Origin of the sequence: Rhizobium hidalgonense (assembly GCF_002914525.1) — a bacterium.
Taxonomy (GTDB): Bacteria; Pseudomonadota; Alphaproteobacteria; order Rhizobiales; family Rhizobiaceae; genus Rhizobium; species Rhizobium hidalgonense.
Window position 1 is genome coordinate 1 of record NZ_LODW01000103.1, and the last position, 10,075, is coordinate 10,075.

Annotated in this window: 8 protein-coding genes and 3 pseudogenes; 5 read left to right on the plus strand and 6 right to left on the minus strand. The window is 57.7% G+C overall.

The window, feature by feature from the left end; translation table 11 throughout:
- Positions 1 to 289: 289 nt before the first annotated feature.
- Positions 290 to 616: pseudogene (locus ATY29_RS29940) on the minus strand (ISNCY family transposase); the annotation flags it as partial.
- Positions 511 to 747: a hypothetical protein gene (locus ATY29_RS29945; RefSeq protein ID WP_094299122.1), complete on the minus strand. Its 237-nt coding sequence runs from the start codon at positions 745 to 747 to the stop codon at positions 511 to 513. The gene ATY29_RS29945 and the pseudogene ATY29_RS29940, both read right to left, overlap by 106 nt.
- A 311-nt stretch (positions 748 to 1,058) precedes the next feature.
- Here ATY29_RS29945 and ATY29_RS29950 point away from each other — a divergent pair, with 311 nt between their 5' ends.
- Entirely contained in the window at positions 1,059 to 1,796 is a 738-nt protein-coding gene (locus tag ATY29_RS29950; RefSeq protein WP_011053407.1) for a hypothetical protein, read from the plus strand.
- A 6-nt stretch (positions 1,797 to 1,802) separates the two neighbouring features.
- Here ATY29_RS29950 and ATY29_RS29955 read toward each other — a convergent pair whose 3' ends face one another.
- Positions 1,803 to 3,224 (minus strand): ISNCY-like element ISRel10 family transposase, encoded by a 1,422-nt coding sequence (locus ATY29_RS29955; RefSeq protein ID WP_097537484.1) that lies wholly within the window; start codon positions 3,222 to 3,224, stop codon positions 1,803 to 1,805.
- Positions 3,225 to 3,397: 173 nt separating this feature from the next.
- Positions 3,398 to 3,646, minus strand: a pseudogene (locus tag ATY29_RS29960) (biotin/lipoyl-containing protein); the annotation flags it as partial.
- A 629-nt stretch (positions 3,647 to 4,275) separates the two neighbouring features.
- Here ATY29_RS29960 and ATY29_RS29970 point away from each other — a divergent pair.
- The 4 genes and pseudogenes from ATY29_RS29970 to ATY29_RS29985 all read left to right on the plus strand — a co-directional run bounded on the left by ATY29_RS29970 (position 4,276) and on the right by ATY29_RS29985 (position 7,990).
- Positions 4,276 to 5,004, plus strand: a complete 729-nt coding sequence (locus ATY29_RS29970) for a carbonic anhydrase (protein WP_051679592.1) — start codon at positions 4,276 to 4,278, stop codon at positions 5,002 to 5,004.
- Positions 5,005 to 5,630: 626 nt separating this feature from the next.
- Entirely contained in the window at positions 5,631 to 5,981 is a 351-nt protein-coding gene (locus ATY29_RS29975; RefSeq protein WP_082935752.1) for a transposase, read from the plus strand.
- Entirely contained in the window at positions 5,978 to 6,322 is a 345-nt protein-coding gene (tnpB, locus tag ATY29_RS29980) for an IS66 family insertion sequence element accessory protein TnpB (protein ID WP_085861393.1), read from the plus strand. Before ATY29_RS29975 ends, tnpB begins: the two co-directional genes overlap by 4 nt.
- Positions 6,323 to 6,396: 74 nt before the next feature.
- Positions 6,397 to 7,990 (plus strand): annotated as a pseudogene (locus tag ATY29_RS29985) (IS66-like element ISRle3 family transposase).
- 130 nt (positions 7,991 to 8,120) lie between these two features.
- Here ATY29_RS29985 and ATY29_RS29990 read toward each other — a convergent pair.
- Together ATY29_RS29990 and ATY29_RS38400 are read right to left on the minus strand one after the other, a co-directional pair.
- Positions 8,121 to 9,053, minus strand: a complete 933-nt coding sequence (locus ATY29_RS29990) for a cation diffusion facilitator family transporter (RefSeq protein WP_012489540.1) — start codon at positions 9,051 to 9,053, stop codon at positions 8,121 to 8,123.
- Between the two features lie 221 nt (positions 9,054 to 9,274).
- A complete protein-coding gene (locus tag ATY29_RS38400; RefSeq protein ID WP_196411598.1) occupies positions 9,275 to 9,427 on the minus strand; it encodes an IS66 family transposase zinc-finger binding domain-containing protein in 153 nt (50 codons plus the stop codon).
- Positions 9,428 to 10,075 lie beyond the last annotated feature (648 nt).

The window sequence follows — 10,075 nt, forward strand, 5'->3', positions numbered from 1 at the left end:
TACACGGCCACTCTGGGGCCATCAGGCATGCAGAGCGACATTTACCTTTTCCTGCAATAGGGTGGAGATCGATCGAGCAATAGATGCCAGTGGTTCTTACATTCTAACTTTGCGGTTACAATTGCTGTCAAAGCTGATTAGAGGGGCGACATTGTCAGCCAGTTAGAAACGCGACGCTGGCTCTGATGATCAGCCCCGATCCGACCGGCTGGGCCGGGTTGAAAGGGCGGAGCGGGGGCGGGTGAGGGGCACCTATCGGCTTTAGCTTTAAGACGATGCGATCGACGCCTCACTCGGCAGCATCGCGCTTTGCCAGCGCAGCTTTATGGCGTTCGATGACGGCCGGATCGTTCGTAAAATCCTTCCGCCGTCCCGGACCGTGAGCACGTCGCACATAGCCGTTCTTCTCGCTGTTGGTCATCACCACCGGCTTCGACGGCTGCTCCTGACGCTCCTTGATATAAGACAGAACGTCGCCGAGCCGTTTGTTCTCGGTGATCGCCGCATGCGTCACCCGCTGGTCCTTGTCGAAGGTTTTGTAGGGCAGGGAATGTCCCTTCCATCGTACATCGAGGCGGCCGTCGGCATAGGCATAGGTCTCGACATAGCGGCCAACAGCCGCCGCACCTGGCGCTCGCTGAGAGCAAGCACATGCGACGCCGACACCATCGTCATGCGGCCGTCGGCAACCTTCGACAAAACCTCGATCCGCTGCAGATCACGCTCGCTCATCGCTATCAATCCCATCTGCAATCTCCGCCGTCATCAAAACGGGGAGAGTGTGACATTCCAACTTTGCAGAATCAGGACACTTCAACTTTGCGGCTACAACACCTGTCAAAGCCGAATAGGGCTGCGACGCTGTCGGCCAGTTAGAAACGCGACACTGGCACCGATGATCAGCCCCCGATCCGACCGGCTGGGCCGGGTTGAAAGGGCGGAGCGGGGGCGGGTGAAAGAACACCTCTTCGGCTTTAGCTTTCTCAATAGCAATTGTTCAGTCGCCGGCTGATACTCGCTTTTATCTGAATTGAGCGGGTAGGGATCAAAGCTGCACGATGCTTCCGGAAATCAAGCTGCAGGGTGACGTCGATGTCGCCGCGCTGTCACCTCTTCTTCGCGGCATGCTTCTGTCCGTTGCCTATGCTGACGGTGAGGGTGGCATAGGATTGACCGCGACCGGTGCTATGAACCGCAAATTCGTACATTGGGCCGCTGTGAACTTCCTGTGGCCCGACTTCACAGCCGAAGACCTCTACAGCATGAACAAAGTGCTGAACGAAAGCGACATGCCGCCGCTCTGGGTCGTGCGGGACATGACCCGCCATCTGAAGCTGCTTCGCCGGAAAAAGGATGTGCTGCTGCCAACCAGACGCGGCCGGGAGTTTCTGGTGAACCCGCAAGCCTTCTTCGATCTCGTGGCCACAGACTATCTCTACTCGTATGTCCATGCCACCGAGCGGGAAGCTGAGGTGCAAGCGCGCCTACGCTGGTGGCGCATGTTCCTCAATCTTCTCAATATCAAGGCGAGAGAAGGTTGTACGCCTTTGGACGTCGTGAAGATCCTCTATCCAGACACGGCACCTCTGTCCGCCACCGAAATGACCCTGGAAGCCTGGGAGCTCAAATCCGATCTCCAATATGGCGTCCTGCGGCGCCTGTGCTGGCTGGGCCTGCTTTATGAGGCACGAGAAGGGCTCACGCTTCTTCAAGACGGAGCCTTCCACAAGACGCCGCTTTGGTCCGCCTGCCTGCAATTGGAGTCAGATACGCAAAGCGATATCGGCGTGCATTGACGCCCTTTATTCCGCAGCCGGCTGCCTCAATAACGCTTTCTCCCGCCGTGCGATCACCGCCGGATCGTTCATGTAATCCGTTCTCGGCTTGCGTCCACGCTTCTGGTAGCCGTTCCCCGTGCTGCCATCGCGAATGCCGAACATATGGTCCGTCTGCCCAGTTCGCCGTGGTCCGCCCTTGCTGCGCTGCTGCTCCCGCCCAGCCTGCAGCTCGGCGACAACAGACAGCATGTCGTCCAACCGCTTGTTATCGACGACCTCGGCGCGATGCACGGAGCGTAACGTGTCAAAGGTTCGGTAGGGCAGGGCAAAGCTCTCGTGCATGATCTCGAGGCGCCCGTCCGGATAGTCGCAAACGACGACCTTCTTACCCGCCAGGGACCTGGAAAGATCTGTCGGATCAAGGATGAACAGCACCTTGTCATAGCGCAGCGTCAAAGCCTGCGACAGCGTGCGAACTTCCTTGCGGCACATGGCGCCATCGAGGTTCTCATGGTCGGCCAACGGCCGGTGCATGTCCTTCGGATTACGCGGCTGTTTGCCAAAACGCGCGTTGAAATCCGCAATGAACTCAGGCGCATAGGCGTTGGCTTCCTCGATCGTGTCGATGCCGCGCAGCCGCATTTCCTTGACCAGCCGATCCTGCAGTGTCTGGTTCGCACGTTCGACGCGGCCTTTGGCCTGCGGGGTATTGGCACAGATGATGTCGATGTTCAGCTCATAAAGCGCGCGGCCGAATTGTGTCAGGCCGCTCGTCCGGTCCTTCTCCGACGCATGGGTCGAACGAAAGACGCCGTGCTTGTCACTGTAGAAGGCCAGCGGTTTGCCCCATTGCTGCAGATAGGCCTTGGTCGCGTGCAGATAGTCGAAGGTGTTCTCCGAGCCGGCAAACCGTAGATGCAGCAGCTTGCCGGTGGCGTCGTCGATATAGACGAGCAGGGCGCATTTGGGCCCACGGTTCTCGAACCACCAGTGATGCGAGCCATCGATCTGTACCAGTTCGCCAAAGCAATCACGTCGGCCGCGTGGCTGGAAAACCCGCTTCTTGCGTTCCCGACGCGAGACCCAGATGCCGGCCTCGGTCATCCATTGCCGCAGGGTCTCCTTGGCGACCGAGATCCGGTGCAGCTCGATCAGCTTCTCACGCGCCAGCGTCGGACCGAAATCCAGATAGCGCTCACGGATCAGATTCAGCGCCGCATTGCGAAACTCCTCGCTATGGCGCCGGTTGCTCGGTCGCGATCGCTTCTTGGAAACAAGCCCGGCCGGACCATCCCGGTCATAGGCCTGCAGCAGCCGATGGACCTGACTTCGACTGAGGTCGAGCCGTTCGGCGGCCTGCACAACGCTCTGGCGTTCGTCACGGATCTTCTGGATGAGTTCGAGGCGATGCAATTCTTTCTGCGACATAGTGATCATAAAGGACATGACGACTCCGACCGCTCATGGTCTCGACCAGGCTGAAGGTCGTCATCCTTGCTCCCGACATTGGCATTGACCAGTCGTCGAGAGGCGAGATTGTCGCATCTCTAACTGGCCCAACTGTCGCATTACTAAATAGCCTCTACAACACCAAATAGCATAATCAACGTTATGGAACTTTACGCTGAACCGGCCGCGATAGTTACAAGCAGGTCCTTGGCATCGATCTGGTCGCCGGCTTTGACGAGAACTTCGGCGATCGTGCCGTTCTCCTCGGCGTGAATTGCCGTTTCCACCTTCATCGCTTCGGTCGACACCAGCACATCGTCGGCATTGATCGCCTGTCCGGGCGACACAAAGACGCGCGAGATGGCGCCCGGCATCGGTGCGCCGACATGAGCGGCATTGCCGGGTTCGGCCTTGGGTGCGAAGACGGCGGCCGGTGACGCTGAGGAATTTTGCGAGCTCTTGCTGTTGGTTCCTCGCGGACCCGAGCCGCATCTCGTTGTGCACCTAACCGGCTCGGCTCACGTGACAACAAACACAAGAACATCTGGTTGTTTCGATCGAGTTTGGCGCAGGAGGCGCAGGAGGCGCAGGAGGAAAATCAACATGACTGTCGCGGCTAGGCCCATGATTGCCAAAGCGTATAGGCCTGTGGAAAAACCTCCGGGCTGACTACGGAGATACCCTATAACGAACGGCCCCACAAATGCTCCTAGGTTCCCGAGTGAGTTAATGAATGCGATCCCGCCGGCGGCAGCGGAGCCACTAAAGAAGCAGAAGGCAGCGCCCAAAGGGTCCCTTGCAACCCAATATGCCGCGCATGAGCATCCCTCGCCAGAACCCGTCAGGGCCGGGTTGATCTACCGTACGGCCGGGGCAATACTCCAGGATTGGCTTAGCTCCTCCGATGCGTCAAAATTCCGCTTGATGAGTGCCATATCAAGGCATAACCAATCGGCCATTCTCCGATTCCCGGAGAATTGCCGGACATGACTTGGAGCAGGTGCCATTTCTCCGCAGCCATCCCGGATATTGCAAAAGGACCGATACCATGTGCTTTGAATGCAATTCCTCCCCACTCAGCCGTCGCTCCCTGCTGAAATTTGCCGGCATCGGAGGCGTGGCCGTCATGACTGCAGGCTTTGACATGACCATGCCGGCATTCGCCTCGAACGCTCCCGCCCTCCTGCCGGATGAAGCACTGGCAAAACTCCAGGAAGGCAACAAGAAATTCGTCGCCGACACGGAAGCCTGCGCCGCCAATATTTCCAAGCGCCGGCAGGACGTCGCCAAGAGCCAGGCACCTTGGGCGATCGTGCTGACCTGTTCCGACAGCCGTGTCGTGCCGGAACTTGTATTCGGCGGCGTGACGCTCGGCGAACTCTTCGTCGCCCGCAATGCCGGAAACGTGGTCGACACCGATGTGCTCGGCACGATCGAATATGGCACCGAACATCTGCATGCGCCGCTGATCGTCGTCATGGGCCACAAGCGTTGCGGGGCGGTCTCCGCCGCCTGCGAGGTCGTGTCCAAGGGCACCAAGCTCGATGGCTCAATCGGCAAGATGACCCAGCCGATCCTGCCCGTGGCTTTGGCGGAGACCGATCGCGGCGACAATTTTGTCGACAAGACCGTCCATGCCAATGCCTTCAACGGCGCCGAGCGCATCCTCACCGAAAGTGCGATTGTTTCTCGCCTGGTCGAGGAAGGCAAGGTGAAGATCGTGCCCGCCTATTATGATCTCGATACCGGCGTGGTCGATTTTCTGCACAAGGTCTGACCTACGAGGCGACTTCATGTTGCCGACGGCTATCCGCGGGCGCCTCGTCGCGTTCGCGGAACCATAGTCGCTGATGACCCTTGCCGCCCGCAGCATCACCCGGCGGGTTACGCGGGCCGGAGCTGAGGTCGCGAGCTGGCTGCCTGGGCGACGCTCTTCTGGAAATTTCCGACCATACGCCTGCGCAACTTGGTGAGCTCAATCGACAGGTCCGACAGCTGCGCGATGACATCTATCGGAACCTGGGCAGCTGGGCCGCGCCCTCCTGAGCCAGTACAAGGACATAGGCGTCGCTCGTTTCAAAGAACGCGAGACAATCGGCCTCCGGCAGGATCTCAACAAGATCAAGACGGCGAAACCGCCTGTGGAGCTTGAACGCAAAGGCGCGATCTGGGTTCAGCCAACCCTATTCGCTGAATCGAGTATCGCGCCTGGAGGCATAACGGAAAACTACGGCATCGAAACTGGCCGCATTGATCGAAGATTGGTACGAACCGTGAAATTGACGTAAGCGACAAGCTGACCCCATCTGGCGTCAGTAGCGTTGGCCGCTGTATTGCGGACAGACGATTCACAAACTGTGAGCTTCTATGTCTGCGCCTAGCTCTGGAACTAGAAACTTCCATATGATCGAGGCTGTTCCGGAACGGCTTGAGGGCGCCCCACGGCAATTTCGGCGCCGCTGGTCCGATGATTTTAAAGCGCGGGCTGTGGCTGAGGCAATGGAGCCCGGCGCAAGCGTCTCAGCCATTGCGCATCGCATCGGCATACATCCCTCGCAGCTATTTGGCTGGCGTCGTGATGCTCGTGACGGACAACGATCCTCCTCGCAAGATCGGGCTGGTCAGACGGAGACTGGGACGATTGGCACACGTGCGATGATCGAGCTTATCATCGGCGACGTCGTTATCCGGGCCGACGCAGATATCGGCGAAGCACACCTGCAGCGGGTGATCCGAGCGGTGCGGTCGGCATGATCCGGTCCGGCGTGAAGGTCTTTCTTGCGAGCCATCCCATCGACTTCCGAAAGGGGCCGGACAGCTTGCTTTCGCTGGTACGGGATGCTGGCAGTGATCCGTTCAACGGTGCACTTTATGTCTTTCGGGCCAAGAGAGCAGACCGAGTCAAGATCGTGTGGTGGGATGGCTCCGGCGTTTGCCTCTATGCGAAGCGGCTGGAAAAAGCCCAGTTCTGCTGGCCCCGGATCGGCCATCATCGCGTCCAGCTCAATCATGCCCAGCTTCTGGCTTTAGTCGACGGAATGGACTGGAAGCGGGTTCGATCCACGCCGGTGAAGCCTCCCGAGATTGTTGGGTAAAACCGCTGCGGCGAAGTGAATCAGGTCCCTGAAAGCATGGGCGGAGCGCGGCAAAATATGCTCTGATCATACCCATGACGCGGCCCGAGATTGAGCTCCCGGATGATGTAGAGGCTCTCAAAGCCATGGTTCTTGCCATGGCCGCAAAAGCAGCCCGCGTCGAGGCTTTGGAGAAGCAGGTTGACGATCTAGAGGCCCGCAACGCGGACGCCGATGAGCGCATCGAGCGGCTGACGCAGATCCTGAAGGCTTTCGATCGCGCCCGATTTGGCCGACGCTCGGAAAGGCTTGCATCATCCACCGTCGATGACGAGCAGCATGCCTTTGTCTTCGAAGAGATCGAGACCGGCATTGCGACGATCAAGGCTCAGGTCACGAAAGGCCGCGGTAGCGCGGACAGCAAACGCGCTCCGCGGCCACGCAAGGGCTTTGCGCCTCATCTTGAGCGCGTCGAGGTCGTGATCGAACCGGAAGAGCTTCCAGAACATGCAGGTAAGACCAAAATCCTGATTGGAGAAGACGTCTCCGAGCGGCTGGATGTCGTGGCAGCGAAGTTCCGTGTCATCGTCACCCGCCGGCCGAAGTATGCCTTTAGGAACGAGGATGGTGTCGTCCAGGCGGCGGCTCCGGCACATATCATCGAAGGTGGCATTCCGACGGAAGCAACTTCTGGCCCAGATCGCCGTTTCCAAATATGCCGACGGGCTGCCACTCTATCGCCAGGAAGCCATCTACGCACGCGACAAGGTCGAACTCGACCGCAAGCTGATGGCTCAATGGATGGGCAAGCTGGGGTTCGAGCTCAATATCCTCGCCGACTACATCCTCGATGAGATCAAGAAGGCCGAACGGATCTTTGCCGACGAAACGACCTTGCCCACACTTGCACCTGGTTCCGGATCAGCGAAGACGGCATGGCTATGGGCGTATGCCAGGGATGACCGGACTTTTGGGGGCAGCGGTCCACCGATGGTAGCCTATCGCTTCGAGGACAGTCGAGCCACCGAGTGTGTCGCACGACACCTGAGCGGCTATCGTGGAATCCTGCAGGTCGACGGATATGCCGCTTATAACAAGCTCGTCCGGAAAGATGGAGGCAATGACAGCGCCATCCTGGCCGGCTGTTGGTCGCACAGCCGGAGAAAGTTCTACGAGTTGCATGTCGCAAAGAGCTCGAAGGTCGCTACAGACACCGTCGAGCGTATGGCGAGGTTATGGGAGATCGAGGAGCGTGTGCGCGGCCAAAGCCCTGAAGCTCGTGTCGCTGCACGCCAGGAGATCTCCGCAGCGATCGTCCGTGACCTCTTCACTCTCTGGCAGGCGACCCTGCCACGGGTCTCTGGAAAATCCAAACTCGCCGAAGCTCTGCGGTATGCCATCTCGCGTCGAGACATCTTCGAGCGCTTCCTGACCGACGGCCGCATCGAACTCGACTCCAACATAGTCGAGCGAGCAATCAGACCCCAAGCGATCACGAGAAAAAATAGTCTATTCGCTGGAAGCGACGGTGGCGGCCGGACTTGGGCGACCATCGCGACGCTCCTGCAAACGGCAAAGATGAATGCAGTCGATCCGCAAGCTTGGTTGACCCAGACGCTTGAGCGCCTTGCGAATGGATGGCCCAGCAGTGAAATCGACGCGCTCATGCCATGGAACTACGCCGCCTGAACGGCCACGGCTTGTCGCTTACAAATTGACGCATGGTGGCTGGAAAAAACGCCGAGCTATGCATCCGGTTCGAGGATCACGCCCGTTATGGAATGCCTGCGATACAGGGCTCCAAATTCGGTTCAAAATCCTAATCCGCCCACTCAGGATCGGTTGTAAAGGCGATGGTGAGCCGACGACTCGGACCCTCGTTACCAATCGCGAGCCCGATTTCGTCACGGATCTTATCCCATTCCTGCAATTTCCTCGCCGGGAGGTCCTCTGAGACAACGAAATGTAGCTCGATTTGCCGGCCTCGGCCGACCCGGGCCACATAAGCCCGGTGGGATATGAATCCATGTCGTTCGATGATTGTTTTGGCGACCGCGTCAACTTGTTGTTTGAGATCTAATGGCGTAACAAGCAGTATGTCGGCGAGCGCTCGCCGAACCGTGCCCGCCGGAATGGGAATGATCACAATGCAGATTAATGCCAGCGCGACCGGGTCAATAAACGGCGAGATCCATTCGTAAGAAGACCCCTGAATGAAATATCCGATGGCAAACGCGACGAGTAACCCGATCGTTAGCCCGGCGGACATCAGCCAAGCTTTCGTATCCAGGGCAACGAAATCAGATTTGATCTTACGATTAGCTCGATCACCAATAACCCCCATGGTGGCTGTCACACCGAGTGTTACGACGGAGTAGACGATCGCTTGACTAAAGTTGAGCGGACGTCCCCCATGCAAAATGCTGCCGATTGCGTTGACAAGTGCGTAAACAGCCGACCCGGTTATGAGAATGCCGTTGAGAGCCAAGACTATGGGCTCAAGATGCCAGAACCCCATCGTGAAATGCTCGATAAGTTTTCCTTTGCTGGAGGGCGCTTCGGATGACGCGATGAGCTTTGTAACAAGCAGAGCTACGACAGTCATAGCAGCGTCCGTCAGTGCGTAGACACCATCGAATATGATTGCGAACGAACCTGAAATGATCCCGAACAAAATGCCGATGCAGGCAAGGAGGATGGTAACGGCAATTGAAACGCAGAGAAGCCCCTGCTCCGTTCTCATGAAATTCATAGGCTCAGCCTTATAACTTACGTTTCTTTATGGTCCTCTGGACGCGGTACAGACCATCCAATTCAGCTACTGAAGCGAGCACATCCACTTTTGGATCAAGGTACCTTTTTAAATTCAAATGCTGACCTCTCCTGTCCAGTGGGCTCGCATGAGCGTCTTTCACATACCTGGCCACAAGACAAAATCGCCTCGCTGTGTTCTGGCAGTGCGGCCTCGACTATCTAAACAAGGGCCAATTTTGCTTTGCAGGTAAAGCGGGGCTGGACATGATGCACGACACGGAAGGACGCATGAACATAGTCCAGCACTTCGCTGACGGTCTCGCCGCCGCGAATGAAGTCGGAGCCACCACAGATAGGGCATGAGCAGGCCACCTGTTACACGTCATCATGGCACGCCCGAGGTTGCAGAGCTTGCGCGGCGATAGGGCTCTCGACGCATCCACGTCATCCGGCAGGTTCGAATTCCGTTGACTCATGGTTGGATCTGATTTGATGAGAGGCGTTCCAAAGAACGCCGAGGTTTTCGCCCTCATGATAGGCTGTGGCTGACACCACGTTCTAGTCTAGCGATGATCGGATCGTCTAGCCCTTTGGCGACTCCTGTAATTACGGCTGGATTGCCAGATGGAAAAGAGCAGGCTTGCGATATACGCCCACTGAAGAAGCAACAAACTAGCCACCATTGCAACGATGACTTCGTGGATGGAATGCCAGACGAAGTAACTCGTTAGTGCCTTCGCCCAGACGACGAGCAGCAGGAGGCCGCAAAAGATTGTGAAACGCAACACCGTTCTCCTGATTTGTTCGCGAGATTGCGCAGCAATGTCGTCTGCGGCAACGAGAGTCTGGCAGTTCTTCAGGCGGCAACCGCCGCGTGGTTGAGAGCCATGATCATGCCAGTGAGCTCACCATCGAACTCTCGTTCTGGCCATTGCAAATGCTGAGATTTTGGCAGCGGCGGCGCGGGACTGCAGCTTGCGGACCTTCTTCAGCTGCTCCACAATGTCTGACATGATCTCT

Coding starts and splice junctions, on each gene's coding strand:
- ATY29_RS29950 (WP_011053407.1), top strand. CDS start 1,059: ATGCTTCCGGAAATCAAGCTGCAGGGTGACGTCGATGTCGCCGCGCTG.
- ATY29_RS29990 (WP_012489540.1), bottom strand. CDS start 9,053: ATGAATTTCATGAGAACGGAGCAGGGGCTTCTCTGCGTTTCAATTGCC.
- tnpB (WP_085861393.1), top strand. CDS start 5,978: ATGATCCGGTCCGGCGTGAAGGTCTTTCTTGCGAGCCATCCCATCGAC.
- ATY29_RS29945 (WP_094299122.1), bottom strand. CDS start 747: ATGGGATTGATAGCGATGAGCGAGCGTGATCTGCAGCGGATCGAGGTT.
- ATY29_RS29955 (WP_097537484.1), bottom strand. CDS start 3,224: ATGTCCTTTATGATCACTATGTCGCAGAAAGAATTGCATCGCCTCGAA.
- ATY29_RS29970 (WP_051679592.1), top strand. CDS start 4,276: ATGTGCTTTGAATGCAATTCCTCCCCACTCAGCCGTCGCTCCCTGCTG.
- ATY29_RS29975 (WP_082935752.1), top strand. CDS start 5,631: ATGATCGAGGCTGTTCCGGAACGGCTTGAGGGCGCCCCACGGCAATTT.